This is a genomic window from Vibrio sp. bablab_jr001 (genome assembly GCF_016464285.1).
Classification (GTDB): Bacteria; Pseudomonadota; Gammaproteobacteria; order Enterobacterales; family Vibrionaceae; genus Vibrio; species Vibrio fluvialis.
In genome coordinates this window covers 1-17,734 of record NZ_JACDWZ010000102.1, presented here as the reverse complement: position 1 = coordinate 17,734, position 17,734 = coordinate 1, and the positions used below count along the sequence as shown (strand labels likewise).

Annotated in this window: 18 protein-coding genes and 1 pseudogene; 5 read left to right on the top strand and 14 right to left on the bottom strand. The window is 52.3% G+C overall.

Annotation, left to right across the window (positions count from 1 at the left end):
• Position 1 precedes the first annotated feature (1 nt).
• Entirely contained in the window at positions 2–778 is a 777-nt protein-coding gene (locus tag JIG40_RS18175) for an ABC transporter ATP-binding protein (RefSeq protein ID WP_199465789.1), read from the top strand.
• Positions 779–2,005 carry an MFS transporter gene (locus tag JIG40_RS18170; protein WP_199465788.1) on the top strand — a complete coding sequence of 409 codons (1,227 nt, stop codon included), beginning with the start codon at positions 779–781 and terminating at the stop codon, positions 2,003–2,005.
• Between the two features lie 19 nt (positions 2,006–2,024).
• On the opposite strand, the gene JIG40_RS18165 is transcribed toward JIG40_RS18170, so the two are convergent.
• The 4 genes from JIG40_RS18165 to JIG40_RS18150 all read right to left on the bottom strand — a co-directional run bounded on the left by JIG40_RS18165 (position 2,025) and on the right by JIG40_RS18150 (position 5,579).
• Complete coding sequence (locus JIG40_RS18165; protein ID WP_020328299.1) at positions 2,025–2,933, bottom strand: LysR family transcriptional regulator; 909 nt, start codon at positions 2,931–2,933, stop codon at positions 2,025–2,027.
• 21 nt (positions 2,934–2,954) lie between these two features.
• Positions 2,955–4,130 carry a M20 aminoacylase family protein gene (locus JIG40_RS18160; RefSeq protein ID WP_199465787.1) on the bottom strand — a complete coding sequence of 392 codons (1,176 nt, stop codon included), beginning with the start codon at positions 4,128–4,130 and terminating at the stop codon, positions 2,955–2,957.
• A 143-nt stretch (positions 4,131–4,273) separates the two neighbouring features.
• Entirely contained in the window at positions 4,274–4,744 is a 471-nt protein-coding gene (locus JIG40_RS18155; protein WP_020328301.1) for a hypothetical protein, read from the bottom strand.
• Positions 4,737–5,579: a DUF3100 domain-containing protein gene (locus JIG40_RS18150; RefSeq protein ID WP_047460777.1), complete on the bottom strand. Its 843-nt coding sequence runs from the start codon at positions 5,577–5,579 to the stop codon at positions 4,737–4,739. Before JIG40_RS18150 ends, JIG40_RS18155 begins: the two co-directional genes overlap by 8 nt.
• 375 nt (positions 5,580–5,954) lie before the next feature.
• Here JIG40_RS18150 and leuE point away from each other — a divergent pair, with 375 nt between their 5' ends.
• Positions 5,955–6,596, top strand: a complete 642-nt coding sequence (gene leuE, locus JIG40_RS18145) for a leucine efflux protein LeuE (RefSeq protein ID WP_020328304.1) — start codon at positions 5,955–5,957, stop codon at positions 6,594–6,596.
• Positions 6,597–6,670: 74 nt separating this feature from the next.
• On the opposite strand, the gene JIG40_RS18140 is transcribed toward leuE, so the two are convergent.
• The 10 genes from JIG40_RS18140 to proC form a co-directional block, all read right to left on the bottom strand.
• Positions 6,671–7,279, bottom strand: coding sequence for a dienelactone hydrolase family protein (locus JIG40_RS18140; protein ID WP_143683269.1), 609 nt, complete (start codon positions 7,277–7,279; stop codon positions 6,671–6,673).
• A 36-nt stretch (positions 7,280–7,315) separates the two neighbouring features.
• On the bottom strand, positions 7,316–8,275 hold the full coding sequence (locus JIG40_RS18135; RefSeq protein WP_199465786.1) for a glutathione S-transferase family protein: 960 nt from the start codon (positions 8,273–8,275) through the stop codon (positions 7,316–7,318).
• 127 nt (positions 8,276–8,402) lie between these two features.
• Positions 8,403–9,305, bottom strand: a complete 903-nt coding sequence (locus JIG40_RS18130; protein ID WP_038127320.1) for a LysR family transcriptional regulator — start codon at positions 9,303–9,305, stop codon at positions 8,403–8,405.
• Positions 9,306–9,451: 146 nt separating this feature from the next.
• Positions 9,452–10,906 carry a sodium/pantothenate symporter gene (gene panF, locus JIG40_RS18125; RefSeq protein ID WP_020328308.1) on the bottom strand — a complete coding sequence of 485 codons (1,455 nt, stop codon included), beginning with the start codon at positions 10,904–10,906 and terminating at the stop codon, positions 9,452–9,454.
• Entirely contained in the window at positions 10,899–11,180 is a 282-nt protein-coding gene (locus JIG40_RS18120) for a YhdT family protein (protein WP_199465785.1), read from the bottom strand. The genes panF and JIG40_RS18120 overlap by 8 nt, the downstream gene beginning before the upstream one ends.
• Positions 11,181–11,361: 181 nt before the next feature.
• Positions 11,362–12,321, bottom strand: a complete 960-nt coding sequence (locus JIG40_RS18115) for an ornithine cyclodeaminase family protein (protein ID WP_047460797.1) — start codon at positions 12,319–12,321, stop codon at positions 11,362–11,364.
• 55 nt (positions 12,322–12,376) lie between these two features.
• Complete coding sequence (locus JIG40_RS18110) at positions 12,377–13,705, bottom strand: TRAP transporter large permease subunit (RefSeq protein ID WP_199465784.1); 1,329 nt, start codon at positions 13,703–13,705, stop codon at positions 12,377–12,379.
• Entirely contained in the window at positions 13,702–14,205 is a 504-nt protein-coding gene (locus JIG40_RS18105; RefSeq protein WP_020328313.1) for a TRAP transporter small permease subunit, read from the bottom strand. The genes JIG40_RS18110 and JIG40_RS18105 overlap by 4 nt, the downstream gene beginning before the upstream one ends.
• A gap of 68 nt (positions 14,206–14,273) precedes the next feature.
• Entirely contained in the window at positions 14,274–15,332 is a 1,059-nt protein-coding gene (gene dctP, locus JIG40_RS18100) for a TRAP transporter substrate-binding protein DctP (protein ID WP_143683273.1), read from the bottom strand.
• 175 nt (positions 15,333–15,507) lie between these two features.
• Positions 15,508–16,338: a pyrroline-5-carboxylate reductase gene (proC, locus tag JIG40_RS18095; RefSeq protein WP_199465783.1), complete on the bottom strand. Its 831-nt coding sequence runs from the start codon at positions 16,336–16,338 to the stop codon at positions 15,508–15,510.
• A 236-nt stretch (positions 16,339–16,574) separates the two neighbouring features.
• On the opposite strand from proC, the gene JIG40_RS18090 reads away from it, so the two are divergent.
• Positions 16,575–17,336, top strand: coding sequence for an AraC family transcriptional regulator (locus JIG40_RS18090; protein ID WP_206769421.1), 762 nt, complete (start codon positions 16,575–16,577; stop codon positions 17,334–17,336).
• A gap of 112 nt (positions 17,337–17,448) precedes the next feature.
• Positions 17,449–17,734 (top strand): annotated as a pseudogene (locus JIG40_RS22785) (hypothetical protein); the annotation flags it as partial.

The following is a 17,734-nucleotide window of genomic DNA, read 5'->3' as shown; positions in this document are numbered from 1 at the left end:
CATGCTGAAGGCTGACACACTCAATATTCAGATTGGCTCGCTGACGCTGGCGCGTGACATGAGCTTTACGTTGCAACCGGGGCAGGTGACGGCGATCCTTGGTCCGAATGGCACGGGTAAAAGTACACTGCTGAAAACGCTGTTTGGCGATATCAAACTCAACAGTGGCACGATTTCGCATCAACACGATCAACTGAGCATCAAATCACTGCCGCACTGGCGCTCGCGTTTTGGCTACATGCCGCAGGATATTCACCTCGACATCAACCTCACCGTGATTGAAGTGGTGCTGCTGGGCAAGTTGGATGCCCTGAGCCTGCGAGTGGACGACACCATGCTGCGCGGCGCGCTGGAAATTCTGGAAAGCATGGGCTTGTCTCATCTGGCGAACCGCGATGTGCGCACGCTCAGTGGTGGTCAGTGTCAGATGATTCTGTTTGCGCAGGCGCTGATGCGTGACCCACAAATTCTGATGCTCGACGAACCGGTCAGCGCGCTGGATCTTCATCACCAGCACGTGCTGCTGGATCATCTGGTGACACAAACCCGCGAGCAGCAATACATCACGCTGATGGTGCTGCACGATCTCAACCTGGCGGCGCAGTATGCTGATAATCTGCTGGTGCTGAAACAGGGAGAGCTGGTGACCTGCGGGCATCCCAAGCAGGTGCTGACTTCTGAGCTGGTGCAAGATATTTATAACGTCGAAGCGCAAGTCATCACCGATGAACACGGTGTGCCTTTTGTGCGTACGCTGCGTTCGAAAAAGGTCGCGTAAATGAAGCTGCATCATTTCGTCAAGGACTGGCGATTGCTCTCTGCCGCTGGCCGGGTGCTGGTGTTTAACAGTTTCAGTTTCAACCTCGGGTTTTACATGTTGTTGCCTTATCTGGCCGAGCATTTGCAAAACCTTGGTTTTAGCGGTTGGTATATCGGTTTAATCATCGGCCTGCGTGTGCTTAGTCAGCAGGGGTTGTTTCTGATTGGCGGCACGCTGGGTGACAAGTTCGGCTATAAACCGATGATCCTGTGTGGCTGCGCCGTTCGCATTGTGGGGTTCTTTTTACTTGGGATCAGCGACAGCTTTGCGGCGATTCTTGTTGGCGCGTTCTGCACCGGCTTTGCTGGCGCGCTGTTTACGCCCAGCAGTCAGGCGTATTTGTCCTCGGAATACCCGAACGCTCGCGAGCGTAACCGAGTGTTTGCTTTGCAGAATCTGGCCAGTGAAGCGGGGATGTTGCTGGGCCCACTGATTGGTCTGACGTTGTTCTCGGTATGCTTTATGTGGGTCGGACTCTCGGCGGCAGGCGTGTTCTTCATTCTGCTTCTGCTGCAATGGTATTACCTGCCGAAAGACGTTCACGCCCCGGCGGCGACAGAAAAACAACTGTTCCTGCTAGATTGGTGGGCGATGCTGAAAAACAAACCCTTCATGCGTTTTGTGTTCGCTGCGTGCGTCTATCAAATCCTGTTTCATCAGTTGTACCTGTCTATTCCGCATCAGGCTCGGGTTCAGACTGGCGATCCGTCGGTGATCACTTGGGTATTTATGGTGTCGTCATTGATGGGCGTGTTGTTGCAACTGCCGGTCAGTCACTGGGTGGACAAACAGCTTGGTATCGCCAAAGGGATGGGGATTGGCATGGCGTTGATGGGCAGTGCATTTCTGGCGCTGAATCTGCACTTTGCGCCGTGGCCACCATTGCCGTTTGTGCTGTGCGCGATACTGCTCAGCTCCGGTTCAATGATGGTTTATCCGCTGATTGGTGCCTACGTGCCACGCTTCGCTACGCCGTCCAAATTGGCCAGTTATTACGGCCTCTATTCTTGTATCGGCGGCTTTTTTGCATTTGCGGGAAACTGGGGAGCGGGTTGGTTGCTGGATTTACCGCAGTTTCCATCCGGTTGGTTGTGGCTGACCTTCGCCGTGCTCGGCGCGTTGTCCGGTATCGGGCTGTATGTTCAGGTCAGCAAGCAGCAGGGATCGGAGCCGGAACTGGCGTGAGTTTGCGTTTAACGCAGGCTCATAGGCCGGCATTAAACGCGCTCATACTGGTGACGATACAATCTCTCATCTCTCGAATGGAGGCACTGAGCGGCCTGCCTTTTCGAATCACCAGATCAACGGAGGTGTCCAGAGTGTGCATACCTTCAATATCGATAGCCACAAAGGACTGATTTTTCAGCTCTTTCGTCACACAGACTTTCGGCAGTAACGTTCCGCCAAGCCCGGCTTCGACGTAGCTTTTGAGCGCTTCAAACGAGTTACACAGCAGAATCTCTTTGAGGCGAATTTCCTGCCGCGCCTCATAAAGATTGATGGCACGTCTTATACTGAAACTTTCATTGAGCAGCGCGAGCGGGATCTCCGCGAGCTGTGCAGGCGAGCAGAGCTGAATGTTTGCCCATGGACTCTGCGGCGGTACAAGCAGGCTCAGCTCCTGAAACGGACAGGAGAACAGGACATCCACCTTGGTATCCTGAGGCGCGTTCAGCAGAATGCCGATATCGGCTTCCTCACTCTTAATCCCTTCAATGACGTCATCTCCGCCACCGACCTGCAGGATCAGTTTGACGCCCGGATGGCGGTGAGAAAATTGTGCGATGGCATGATTGATGAGGTCCGGAATAAAACCGCCTCCCACAGAAAGGCGCAGCGTTCCGGTTTGCAGATGCTCGATTTCAGACAGGTCGGACACCAGATCATTTTTCCGTTGGTTGATGTCCTGAATGTACTCGGCTAAGCGAAGGCCGGACTGAGTGAGATTGACGCCACGGCCAATCCGATCCATCAGACGGACGTTAAGCTGAGCTTCAAGCTGCGACACTTTTCGACTGATCGCAGAAGGTGAAACGTGCAGCACTTCTGAGGCTGCACGAATACTTTTCGTTTTTGCGACCACTTCAAAATATTTCAGTGCTCTTTCGTCCATACGTTCCTTCGCTGAGTACGATTAATCGGCTAACAAATGTTGAACCAGTTTAACCCAGAAGTTGGCACCGATAGGTAGTACCTCATCATTAAAGTCGTAATTCGGGCTGTGCAGATTGTGCGAATGGTTGTCGCTGCCGTTGCCGAGCCAAATGTAAGCGCCGGGCAGTTTTTCCAGCATAAAGGCAAAATCTTCGCCGCCCATGCTCGCGGGTGGGTTTACATGGACCTGCTGAATCTCAGGCATGGATTCAAGCACGCGCTGACATTTCTCCGCTTCCGGCTGAGTATTGATGGTCGCCGGGTAGCGACGTGAATAGAGAATATCAGCTTTACAGCCTTGCGCTTTTGCGATGCCTCTGACGACGTCCAACATGCGTGTTTCAATCAAGTCTCGCACCTTCGGGCAGAAAGAGCGTGTTGTGCCTTTCAAAGTCACTTCTTCCGGAATCACGTTGTAAGCGTGGCCTCCATGAACCTGAGTCACGCTGATCACACCGGACTTTTGCGGGTCAAGATTGCGGCTGATGATGCCTTGCAGCGCGTTGATAATCAGGCTGGCAGTGTAAACAGGATCGACCGTATCATGCGGCATGGCGCCATGTCCGCCTACGCCTTTAATGGTGATATCAAACGTATCGAAAGCGGCCATCACCGCGCCATAATGCACCGCGGCCTGACCCGCTGGCAGTGCAGGCCAGTTGTGCAGGCCATACACTTCCTGCATCGGGAAACGTTCGAATAAGCCATCTTCAATCATCGCTTTAGCGCCTGCTTCATTCTCTTCCGCCGGTTGGAAAATGAAGTGGACAGTACCTTTGAAATCGGGATTTTTGGACAAGGAGACGGCTGCACCCAGCAGCATGGTCGTGTGACCGTCATGACCGCACGCGTGCATTTTGCCGTGATGCTTAGAGCAGTGATCAAAGGCATTCATTTCTACGACATCGAGCGCATCCATATCCGCTCTCAGGCCGATGGTCGGACCGTCGCCTTGATTGCCATGCAGTGTCGCGACAATACCTGTGCCTCCGAGCCTGCGTTCGATTTGCAAACCGAGTTCGCTCAGGATGGAGGCGATGGTATCGGACGTACGAAACTCTTCATAAGCCGTTTCTGGGTGGGCATGGAGATCGCGTCTCCAGGCAATCAGTTGTTGGTGTTCTTTTGAGTTCTGATCAATATATTGAGTCATCATTTTTCACATCTTGATTATGTGCACTTCGATCAGTGGCTGACGTATTGAAATAGATTGTTTATTTGACGTTGCAGGGCGTTGGCTATTTTTATTCGCCATCGCACTGCAGCGCCAAATCGTTGAGCATGGTGATGAATAATCAATTATAGAGCTAAATTCGCAATGATAGCGGAGCCTAAATACGTCCCGGTAAAGACTAGCAGAGCGATAATAACGACTTTACCGCCGGCCGACTTAAACGTCGTGACTTCTTGTTTGCTGATGGCTAAACCAGCGTATGCTAATACCGGGCTGACCAAACTTAAGAAATTAATTTCTTTTACGTAGGTCAGAATAAATTCAGATACCGGAGAGGCTGGCATGGTCAGTATTACACTGACCAATGACAACCAGGCGACCGATGGTAAATAAAACGGCATCACTTTGGCCAGAAATAAACCAGCCATAACCATGCCAAATATAATGATCATACCGGGTAAGGCGGAGAGTGGTGTAATTCCGGTTCCGGTCCAGTTACTGATCAGGGCGATAATACACACAATGACCAGTACCATCGCGTAATCAATCAGGTTGATGTTTGCGTTAACGTTTTTTGCGGTAGCTGCATTAGACATTGAGGTCACTCCCTTGAGCTGCGGATGAACGGACTGGCTGATTCTTGGTCAGAAGACGGTACATTTTCTCGGTCAGCGGCAGTGCGATAAACAAGCCGACAAACAGACCCGTCGCATTGGTCAGCAAGTTACTGGCTCCCGCCAGTGCTAAGATTTCATCTTTCATTTCAGGAATAGAAGCACCGAGTGCGGCGGAGCAAGCGGCGGTCATACTGCCACTGCCAACCCCACATGCCATGGCAAGGGCGCGCGGATCAAACCAGTTGGTCGAAGCAAGCAAGGAAGCCAGCAGACCAAAATAGAGCGTGCCGAACATGGTACCCATCACATAGACGCCCATGACGCCGATACCTTCCGGGCTTTTGAGGCCATATTTATCCGAAATCAGGGCGATATTCGGTTCACGGGCAATCGAGAAACAGGCACCGACCGATTCACGTCCCATCTTCAATACCAGAATCGCAACCGGCATCGCAATTAATATCGTGCCAAGGTTTCCCAGTTCCTGAAATATCATCGCTGGACCAATTTCTAATATTTTATTCAGTGATGGTCCAATCAATGTGCCGAATTTAGCCAGAAAAGGTAAAACGGAAATAATGATAATTGGCGTGGCTTTTTCAGCGGCTTTTGTACTCATGACCGCTTTGGCCTTTTTAACCACGTTCGGGTTGAGCAACAGACCAAAAATAAAAGCATAGAACAGCGGTAATAACACTACGCTGCTGCTTCCCAGTGGCACTTTAATTATTCCGATCAGTTCGGCAACCACCGATATTGCCACGACGGTCAGATGTAGCCGCCAGTTTCCCAGCTGGCCTTTTAAACTATCCATAGCTTGCTTCCTTATTTGATTTTTTATTTCCATAGTAAAACCGTGCTCAATGATTTAACCATAAATAAATTGTTGGAACTAATGATATAAAACCAACGATTTGTTCTAAAAAAGGCAACACAAGATATGATTCTGTTGCTTTGCGTAGCAATGCAAACGTTTACTTGGCTTTGAATCGTAAGATAGGATAAATCTCTGCATAACCCCTCGCTCACAGGCAGCCTCTTTCTGCATCAGTCTTCAAAGACCAGACAATCATCTTACGGGAAGGTGTTTTTTCAGATCGGTTATTTTCTGTTCTCGACTTCATTGAGTATTTGCGTTATACACGATCTCCTTAGTCGTAGAATGAGCTTGGGTATAGCGAGGGACAGCATGTTAGAGAGTTTTGGTGTCATTAATATTTGGACCTATATGGTCGGGCTGACCATGATCATTCTCGCTCCCGGGCCGAACTCTTTGTATGTACTGAAATCCAGTTCGTCGTTTGGTGTCAAAGCGGGCTATAAAGCGGCATCGGGCGTGCTGATTGGCGATGCGGTATTGATTCTGCTGTCTTACCTCGGCGTGGCGTCTTTGATTCAGACTTCACCTGTGCTGTTTACCATCATTCGTTATCTGGGCGCGGCGTATCTGCTGTATCTCGGCCTGAAGATCATTCATTCTCTGCTGCGTAAAGGCGGGGATGACGAGTCGGGCGTGGAGCGTCCGAAGAAAAGCGAAAACGTGTTTGCGAAATCACTGTCGCTGAGTCTGACCAATCCGAAAGCGATTCTTTTCTACGTATCATTTTTCATTCAGTTTATCGACTACACCTACGATCACACCTGGATTTCTTACCTGATCCTGGCCACGATTCTGGAGATTTTCAGCATCGTTTACCTGAGTGCGCTGATTTTCTTAGGCACATCACTGACGCAAATGTTTAAAAACAACAAACGTTTGTCGCAGCTGGGTAATGGCTTACTCGGCATGTTTTTCATGGGATTTGCTGCGCGACTCGCCAGTCTGAGCTAATCGCAATGAGAGAGTAACAACAACGACGGGCCTGAAGATTTCAGGCCCGTTCTGTTTTTGAGTGCTGACGATGATCAGGCGAGATTAAACTGGCGGCGAATAAACTCTGCGGCTTTATCGGCACCAGCCTGAGAAATCGTGTGCGGAATGCCAGGCTCAAGGAAAGTGGTGACGTCCACGCCGGCTGCTTGTAGTGCAATGGCGGCCTTTTCGGTTTCCGAATAAGGAATGACAGGGTCACCTTTGCCGTGAATCAGCAGCACAGGTATCTGGTTGTCGATATGGTAAGGTTGCGGTGATGAAAGGCGGCCGGAGAAACCCACAATCGCTCTTACGGGCAAGCGGCTGCTCGCCAGTACATCCATCGACATGATTGTGCCTTGGGAAAAGCCGACCAGAATGATGTCGTCGGTCTGCCAAGAGCCGCCATGTTGCAGCAGTATATCAGTGATGGTTTGATCCATCGCGACACGTGCATCCTGAACCCGGCTCGGGCGGTTAATCTCATTAATGCCATCAAGGCTGAACCATTGGTAACCGCCACCGTGATCAAACGGAAAAGGTGCATTCGGCGAGAGGAACTTCACGCCCGGCATTGATGGCGCCCAGTAATCACCCAGACGTTCCAGATCGTCACCAGAACTGCCGACTCCGTGCAGCAGAATTACAATTTTCTTTGTCATCATCGTTCCTTACTGAACCACGTGTTCACGCAGTACTTACAAACCATAATCCGACATGTCCGGACCTACCGGCACAATCCCGTTCGGATTCAGAGCTTTAATTGAATAATAGCCTTGTTTGATGTGCTCAAGGCTGACGGTGCTGCGCACGCCCGGCAAATTCAGCAGGCGTTTGACGTACCCATTTAAGTAAGGGTAGTCACGCAGCTGGCGTAAGTTACATTTAAAAATGCCATGATACGCAGGGTCGAAGCGAATTAACGTGACGAACAGACGAATATCAGCCTCGGTAACTTGTTGACCGGAAAGGTAATCACGTCCATCGCTCAAACGATTTTCTAAAGTGTCCAGCATAGTGAATACGTCATGGAATGCTTCTTCGTAACTTTCCTGCGTGGTAGCAAAACCAGCGCGGTAGACACCGTTATTGAGCTTTGGATAGATCGCCGCATTCAGGGCATCAATCTCTTCACGCAGCAACGACGGATAAAGGTCAAAGTCCTGATTGGCCAGCTCACCAAAGCCGCTGTTGAACATGCGTACGATGTCTGCTGACTCGTTGTTGACGATGGTGCGGGTTTTCTTATCCCACAGGACAGGCACGGTCGCACGGCCAGTAAAGTGCGGATCGGCATGGGTGTAGAGTTGATGCATCCACTCAAAACCGTTCAGTTCGTCACGGTCGGCACCCGGGTAATCGCCAAAATGCCAGCCCTCATCAAGCAGTTTAGGTTCGACCACAGAAACGCTCACGACGTCTTCCAATCCTTTGAGTTTACGAGCAATCAGCGTGCGTGAGGCCCACGGACAGATCAGCGCTACATACAGATGGTAACGACCTGATTCGGCGATAAACTTGGCGCTTTCGCCTGCTGCCAGTGATTCGGGAGCAACCACCCAATCACGAAAACTTGATGTCTGGCGGACAAAACCACCTTTCTCGTCGGTTGCCTGCACAGGGTGCCACTCTTTTGTCCATTGACCATTAACCAGCATGTTTCACCTCAGAATCTCTGTTTGATTGCGATGAAGAAACTTTAACTTACTTCCAAATGAATGATTAGATGGCGAGAGTGAAGTTATTTCCTTCCAATATGGAAGAAATAGCGCGCATGACCGATCGCTATTCCCAATCTGCGCCGTTGGCAAAACGGTTAACCAGAAAATCGATGAAGGCTCGGGATGACTGAGCGAGATGTTTGGCAGGCGGGTAGAGCGCATAGAGCCCGAGCGGCGGTACTTCGTACTCTTGCAGCAACGCGATAACCCGTTTTTGTTGCAGTGCCTGAGCGGCAACAAACGTTGGCAGTCGCGCGATGCCGAGCCCGGCACACGCGGCTTCCAAACACACATCGGCATTGGAAAATTTGAGTCGGCCATTGACGGCAAGATCCTGTACTTTGCCTTGCTCATTGAGATACGGCCAGTGGTAGGGATCGCGAAAATTCGTATCGATAATGCAATGGTGCTGCGAAAGTTCGCGAGTGTGAATGGGCATGCCGTGCTGCTGCAGATACTCCGGCGAAGCCAGGGTCACGACGCGGACTTCACACAGTTTACGGGCAATCAGACTGCTGTCGTCTAACTTGCCGATGCGTAGCGCCAAATCAAAGCCTTCATCGACAATATTGACGCTGCGATCCGAGAATTTCACGTCGAGATCGATATCGGGAAACTGTCTGGAGAAGGCAATCAGGCTGGGGGCTAGTTGGCTTTGGCCAAACGTGACGGGTGCGGAAATCCGCAGCCGGCCGGACGGCAGGCGCGAGGCGTTACGAATCGAATCGTCGAGCTCATCAAGATCGTCCAACACGCGTTTGATGCGCTCGTAATAAGCCTGACCGACATCTGTCGCGGCGAGTGAGCGGGTCGAGCGTTTGAACAGTTGTACGCCGAGCTCTTGCTCAAGGCGTGAAATCAGTTTGGAGGCCTGACCGCTGCTGATTGCCAAGCGCTCAGCGGCTTTGGCGAAACTGCCGAGTTCCATTACCGCGACAAACATTCGGTCGCATTGCAGCCTGTCCATTCGCTATCCTGATAATTTTCATGAATTTACAGCAAGCTTATGGAGAGATGATGCCAAAGGCAACGGGATTGAGAAGATTTATGTCGCTGGTCAGAATCAAAAAGAGCGGCTGATGGCCGCTCTTGTCTCGTTCAAATCGGGTTCTGTCAGGAATGGATCGCCGCTGGCTGCGGTTTGGGTTTTAACCAACTGCCGGAGATAAATGACAGCAGGCCAACCACCAGTGTCGGCACAATCGGATGCACGCCGCCCATGTCTGGCTTTATCCACATCAGGCCGATATAGACGGTCAGCCCGGAAACCATGGAGCACAACGCCCCCGTGGCCGATGCCTTTTCCCAGTACAAACCAAGTACTAACGGCCACAAGAACACGGCTTGCAGGCCGCCGAGGGCAATCAGATTCAGCCACACAATCATGTCTGGTGGGTTGGTGGCAGCAAAGAAGACCAATAGGGCAAAGATGCCGGTGATCCACAGTGACATGCGATTGAGTTTACTCTCCGCGTTGTCCTCTTTGACCACACCCGGATTGATGTAGTTGATGTAGAGATCTTTCAGCAGCGTTGCTGACGCCTGAATCAGCTGTGAGTCGATGGTCGACATGATGGCTGCCATCGGGCCTGCGAGAAAGATGCCGGCCACCATGGGTGGCAGTACCGTCATCATCAGGGTCGGCATGATCTGATCCGGGCTGCCAACATCCGGCACAATCGCGCGCCCCAATGCGCCTGCCATGTGGGTACCAAACATCAGCAGCGCCATCATGATGGTGCTGATCACCATGCCTTTGTGCAGCGAAGGACTGTCTTTGTACGACATACAACGCACCGCCGCATGCGGCAGACCAATCACGCCGAAACAGACCAACACCCAGAAACTGAGAATAAACGGTTGGCTGAGGAAGTGATTTGGTCCATACGGAGTGACCAACGCGGGATCAATCGCATGCAAGCTGGTGATCAGTTCACCGACGCTGCCGCCCGCGTGCACCACGCCAACCAACAGAATAATGGTGCCGATGAGCATCATGATGCCCTGAATGGTGTCGGTCAGAACCACAGCGCGAAAACCGCCGATGGTGGTATACAAACCGACGGTGCAGGCAAACAGCAACAAGCCCTGTTCATACGGCAATCCGGTGACGGTTTGCAGCAGGCGTGCGCCGCCGACAAACTGCACAACCATGGTGCCGAAAAAGGCGAGCAGCAAGGAGAACGAAGCCAGAATGACGACCGCGCGACTTTTAAAGCGTGCATACAAAATGTCATTGAGTGTCAGGGCGTTATGTTTGCGCGCTTCAATCGCAAACTTTTTACCCAGAACCCCCAGTGTCAGCCAGGTCGCCGGTAACTGGATCATGGCCAGCAATACCCATCCGAGGCCCATTTTGTATGCCGCTCCGGGGCCGCCGATAAAGCTACTGGCGCTGGCATACGTGGCGGCCAACGTCATGGCTAATACGAAGCCACCCATGCTGCGGCTACCCACGAAGTATTCGCTGAGGAAACTGCCGTTTTTGTAGTGGCGGCGAGTCAGAAAAGCGACCGCGAATACGCCAATCAGATAAATAACTAAAGGTATGAGAAGTTGACTATTCATTGGATTCGTCAGGATTTACATCTAAGGGAATATCGCGATAAAACACTTTCACCATCACCGCGCACAGCACAGTGAAAATGATCGGGCCAATCACACACGAAAGCAGGAACCAGAGCGGCATGCCGAAATAGAGTTCAGGCATGCTGGTGTCTTGCGGCGGTGCCGAAAACCCATAGGCGGAAACGTACCACCAGATGAAGTAGCCCACTGCCAGCGCAATGGCTAAAAAAGCCTCACGATGCGCCTGACGATACCTGTTTTTTCTGTTGTCCATAAGTTGTCTCCCAGTCTAGGTACCATACGGAGGAGGGCTATGGTATTACAAATGTGCTGCAAGGCACAAAAGATTACTAAACCAGGGTGTTCAGGTTAGGTGAGTGCAAACCTGACCTGAGCAAAAAGTGTCACAACAGACATGTACGTCGGCGCATGTGAGGAAAGAGACGGAAGGATAATCAGTCTTGGGGTAAACCTTCCCACAGTACAATTGCGGCGGCGAGATCTTCCAGCGATGCGCCGACCGATTTAAACAGCGTGATGTCGTCATCGGAGCGGCGGCCAAACACCTCGTGGCGAGTCAGCTGTTCCAAGTCGCCATGAATGTCTTCCATTGAAAACTGACCTTCGGCCATCGCCTGATGTAGATCGCCTGCTTCGCCTTTTGCGCCTGCCCAGGTATCGACAAACACCTGACTGCGTGCAACGGCTTCACCATCACATTCGCGCATATCTTTGCGAAACGCCCCGACCAAATCGAGGTGGCAGCCGGGTTGTAACCATTCACCCCGCACAATGGGTTCTTTGGAGAGCGTCGCGCAACTGATGATGTCGGCCTGAGCGCAGGCTTTGGCCAGATCGCTGACGGCTTCAATCTGCGTGATGGTGGTAAAGGCGCCTTGATAATCCTGATACTCATCAACCATTGCTTTCACTTTGTCGGGATTACGCCCCCAGACCAGCACGCGCTGAATCGGCCGCACAGCGGCGTGCGCTTCAATTAGCATCGGCGCCACCTGTCCGGTGCCGACGATAAGTAGCGTCTGCGCATTTGTTTTAGCCAGATAACGCGCGGCCAGCGCAGAGGCTGCGGCGGTGCGACGACGAGTCAGTTCGTTGCCGGCAATGCACGCCAGCGTTTGGCCATGTTGGCCTTCCGATAACAGATACAGGCCGGAAATCGCAGGTAAGCCCACGGACGAGTTCTGCGGAAATACGTTGAGCATTTTCATGCCAATATAGCCATGTTGCTCCCATGCGGGCATCAGCAGCATGGTGGCTTCGCCGTCTGGGCGTTCAATGGTGTGGTGGTGACGCGCGGGGGCATTCACACCCGTGCGAAAGGTATCGTCCAGTTTGTCGATGAGCGTTGTCCAAGGCAGATGGCGGGCAACAACGTCGGCTGAGAGAAACTTCATAAAACCTCACAGAGTTTGCAAGACTGGCAGCCAGTGCCGCCAGTCGGAGTCACTATTATTCCCAGGCCGGGCCACCCATCACATCGGGTAACCACAACGCGGTTTCGGGGAAGGCGAGCACTGCCGTCAGCACCAGAAGCTGAATTACAATAAACGGCACCACGCCCGCATACATATGACGTAGCGAAATATCCGGCGGCGTAATGGCACGCAGATAGAAAATCGACGGTGCCAGCGGCGGAGTCAGGTAGCTGGTTTGCAGTACCACCAGGAACGCCACGCAGAACCACACTTCATCAAAGCCGAGAATGCGCACTACGGGCATTGCAACCGGAATCACGATCAATACCACTGACATCATGTCGAGCACAAACCCTGCCAGAAATGCGATGATGAGGATCAGCGCCAGAATTGCCCACGCTTCAAGGCCAGTGCCGAGTAGTACCGATTGCACGGTCGCCATACCACCTGCGGCAAAGAATACGCCCGCAAACATGTTCCCGCCGAGCACAATCAGTAAGATCATGGCAGAGATGTTGACGGTGCTCATCAGCGAGCTCCACATCACCTGCAGTTTCAGGTTACGGTAACAGGCGGCCAGAATGATGGAGCCAAGTGCACCACAGGCGGCGGCTTCGGTCGGTGTGGCTAAACCCATCAGGATGGTGCCCAGCACGGCAAAAATCAGAATAGCCGCTGGCAGCAGCGCAGTGAACGTCGCGACCAGTCGCTCTTTCAGGCTGTAGCCTTCGCCATCTTCAACCTGGCGAGGTGCCACCGCCGGTTTCAGCCACGAGAGCACAATCACGTACAAAATAAACAGCGTCGCCATCATCAGGCCCGGCAGCAGCAAGCCACTGAATAGCTGACCGACCGACACGCCCGCCACCGGACCAAGTACAATCACGGTAATCGAAGGCGGAATCGCGGTACCGAGCGAGCCACTGGCGCAGATCACGCCGGACAGCAGGCGTTTGTCGTAAGCGTGTTTCATCATGATTGGAATGGCGAGCATGCCAATCACCGCTTCGGTTGCGCCGACCACGCCGCTCGCGGCAGCGAAAATGGTGCCGAGCAGAATGGCGCCGACGCCAAGTCCGCCGGGCATGCCGTGCGTCCACATATGGATGGCTTTAAACAGCCGCTCGGCGATACCGGATTTCTCCAACATCGCCCCCATGAAAATGAACAGCGGGACGGCGGCAAGTATCGAGTTGGTGGCGGTTTCTTCAATTTTGCTCAGCAATTGATAAGCGGTCACGTCGCCAAACTGCATCAGGCCGAAAATGGTCGCGACCAGAATCATGGAGAATGCGACCTGAAATCCCGCAAAGATAAACAAGATCAATAGCGGGAACATCAACAGGGATAAATAATCACTCATACATTCACCTCGCGGCCAAGGGCGATTTGCGCCGATTTCAGCAGTTCTGCCAGAATTTGCAGGCTCAGAGCCGCCAGGCCAATAAACCAGACGCCATAGATTGGCCACATCACCGGGTTCCATGCCGAACGGCCGGAGCGTTCACCACTTTCAAACGCTTCGTAGAAGTAGTGGTACAAATCCAGACTGATCCAACACACGATAGGCAGGAACATCAGATAGCAAAGGCTGCGCACCGTTGCGTTGACGCGCGGTTTGAGTTTCAGAGTCATCACATCGACACTGACGTGCTGGCCAAGACGCAGTGCATTGGCGAGGCCAAGCATGAAAATGGCGCCCATGACCATATAACTGATTTCAAAAGCCCATAGGGTCGGGGAATCAAACATATAGCGGCTGAAAACTTCGGTGACAAGTGCACCGATCAGCGGCAATACCAACAGAGCGGCGATCAGCCCGGCAAAGCGGGTAATGGCCTCGATACTGGTAATCAACTTCATAGTGTTAACCTAATTACGATCGGAAAAGAGACCAGACAGCCGCCTTGCGGCGGCTGTGGCAAAGAAGATTAGCCTTCGGTCGCGCCGATTTGCAGACGGTATTCCGGCCACAGTTTGATCTTCTCTTTGAACTCGCGCTGAGAGGTCAGCACGCGCTTGAACCAAGCGTTGTCTGCCGCGTGTTCATCTTCCCACTTCTTAGTTTCTGCCATGATCTGGCTGATGAATGTCGGATCCAAACGAACGATTTCGTTGCTGCCGTTGACCAGCTCTTTGTAAGCATCTAAGTCGGCATAAGAAGAAGCCAGCCATGAATCAAACAGAGACAGTTTGGCGGCTTGGCGAACCAGGGTTTGTTCTTCGGCAGGCAGTTTGTTCCACGCTTTTTGGTTCACCTGACACTCCAGTACGCCACCCGACTGGTGAATCCCCGGTAGAATCACGTATTTCGCCACTTCCTGAAAACCGGTTGGACGGTTCATTTCCGGGCTGCCCCATTCGGCTGCGTCAATCACGCCACGTTCCAGCGCGGAGTAGATATCGCTACCCGCCATCACCACGGTTGACGCGCCAAGACGAGAGGCGATTTCTGCCCATGCGCCAGAGGTGCGGATGCGCAAACCTTTGAAGTCTTCCAGCGTGCGAACGGGCTTGTTGGAATGAAGGAAAATTTCGGTGCCAAGAATGGAACAAGGGAAAGCGACCACACCGAATTTCTCTTTACGGTACTGTTCGTACAGTTCGATACCGCCGCCTTTGTACATCCACAGCATGAACTCTTCCGGTGTCAGACCGCTTGAGTGACCGGCCAGCAGCGCGGTCGTTGGATCTTTACCGTAGTCGTAGTTGATGTAGTTATGGCTGACCGTCGCCACGCCCGATTTTACGGTGTCCGTAACTTTCAGCGCGCTGCCGAGTGTACCACCCGGAAACACTTTCACGCTGATGTCACCGTGAGTCAGTTCGCTGACGTTGTCGGCAAAAAACTTGGCGTCGCGTTCCAGCCAAGGGCCACCAGACCAAGGGGTGGCCATGCGCCATTCATCGGCTTGAGCGGCTGACGTTGCCAGTGAAACACACGCAGCCAGAGCGGCGGTTTTCATGATTTTACGAAGATTTCCTTTCATCTTTACTGAGTCCTTTTACGGGTTGTAGGTTTACCTCGGTTACCTGAGGTCGCCGTATTCAGGCGGCATCCACCCACGCGCATACAACGCCACTACGCGCGGGCGCAACGGATGACCGCCTTCCGACTGGGTCGGGTACGTCGGTTATTGGAATATTGTGCTGTGAGCTATTTCGTTATTTTTCGCCAAAGAGTGACTGCATCTCTCGGGCGCGATCGGCACAGTCCTGCATGGCCTGTGCAACGATGTTGCGAAGCCCGGCGGCTTCGAATGAGGCAATGGCACGCTCGGTTGAACCTTGTGGAGACATCACATTGCGCATCAGTTGCTCCGGTTCATCCTCACCGGTTAGTGCCATGGATGCGGCGCCAAAGCCGGTTTGCAGCGCCAGTTTGCGTGCTGTGGAGCGGGGAAGTCCTTGTGCCACGGCGGCATCTTCCATCGCTTTGAAAAACAGAAAGAAATATGCAGGTGCGCTGCCCGCGACGGCAGTGGTGGCATCCATCAGCTCTTCATCAGCCAGCCATTCGACAATGCCGGTACTCGATAGCAGTTTTTCGATCTGCTGACATTGGGCTTCGCTGACCAGAGTATTCGCTTTAAGCGCAGTGGCTCCACAGCCGATCATGGCTGGCGTATTTGGCATGGCGCGCACCACAGGTACGTGCTCACCCAACCAGACTTGTAACGAACCGAGCGGAATCCCCGCGGCGATGGAAAGTACCAGTGGGGGCACCTCGCGAGCATCTAAGCTAGGGCGTAGTTCCTCACATACCACACGCAGAATCTGCGGTTTGACGGCCAGTACCACAATGTCGGCTTGTGCGATGGCGGAGCAGTTGTCGCTGGTGACCTGAATACCGAAGCGCGTGCTGACGGCGTCAAGCATGGCTGTGTCCGGCGACGTTGCGGTAATACTATCGGCTGGGTATCCCTGACTGACCAAGCCGCCGACAATTGCGCTGGCCATGTTTCCCGCACCAATAAAAGTGATCGTTGCTGTCATTGTTATTTTTCTTCCTGATTGAGAGCTGTGTTTGCCGCATGGTGTCCTTGCGTTGTTTTGCATTTAAGCAGCTACTCATGTTGGATTCTTGTTTAAAACTCCTGATTTTTTGCGCAAATTGCAGCACTTGTTTAACATTTGAAACGCTTTTGAAATATTGCTTGTGTTTTTAATGACACCTTTGTTATAAGAGAATAATTCTTATTAACCTGGTCGGACATGTTTCCACACTCATCATGGGTATTCGAATTCGAACACAAACTCTGCAAAATAGTTGCTTACATCATGACCACGATTACCATCAGATTGTGATTGCGTATCGTGGCGGCGCAGCGTTTGAAGTGCAGGGCAGAGGCGGTCAGGTTGACCCGTTTCATGGTTGTTTGGTACCAGGTGGAGATGTCCACTTTTATCAGGGGATCGGCGATAATAGCCACATTATCCTCGATATTCCGACTGAGAATGTCGGTTTTAAGGTTGAGCGTCTGTTCGAATCGGCGCAGTATTTTGATATCGATTCCGGCCTGCGTTATCTGCTGGCCTACATGCACCGGGAAAACAAAGTGTGGGACAGCTATCCGGAGGCGGCGGAGGGGATCACCACCACCTTTTTATCCAGCCTGCATCAACGCATGTTCCACAAGCAGGAAGTCAATTACCTTCATCGTGGCCGTCTCGATTTGGTTGCGATCGACGAATACATTCAGCAGCACATTGATGAAGCGCTGCCAACCTCGCGCTTAGCGTCGGTCAGTAATGTCAGCGCCGGGCACTTCCATGAGCTGTTTCGCGAAGCGGCAGGCATGACGCCGGGGCAATACCTGTTTACCGCGCGGATGAAACGTGCGCATCAGATGATTCGTGATACTCGCTTGCCGCTGATCGAAATTGCCGAAAAGGTCGGATTTTCCAGCCAGAGCGCGTTAACGCATGCGTTTCGGCGCTTTTTCGGTGAAACACCGGGACAAATGCGTCGTAAAATGTCTGCAAAACGATGATCGCTAAATAGGTGGTCAAATGCACCGAACAGCAGTAATCGTTCAAAATTGTCATATTAACTTCATAACATTGGCGTAGTTTCTTCACAAAACGAAGGAACGTATCGCCGTTATGAATGACGTCATGACGCGGCTCTGGCACCATCCAGCTGCGCCGCGCTGTTACACCCTGATGGGCCTGATCTTGTTCGTTGGGTTGATGGCTTGGTTGCAAGCACCAATACTCACCATGCCCCAAACTCTCACTTTTAATCAGTTATCCTGTTCTGCGGTTAAGGCAACAAAACACGCCGACCCAGCGCTGCCCAATCTAACCATATTGATCCCGGCGCATGTTATGGCAAGGCCTCTGCTGTCAACGCTGTGCAGTGACCCTGTTCTCAATCGCCGTTTTAGTG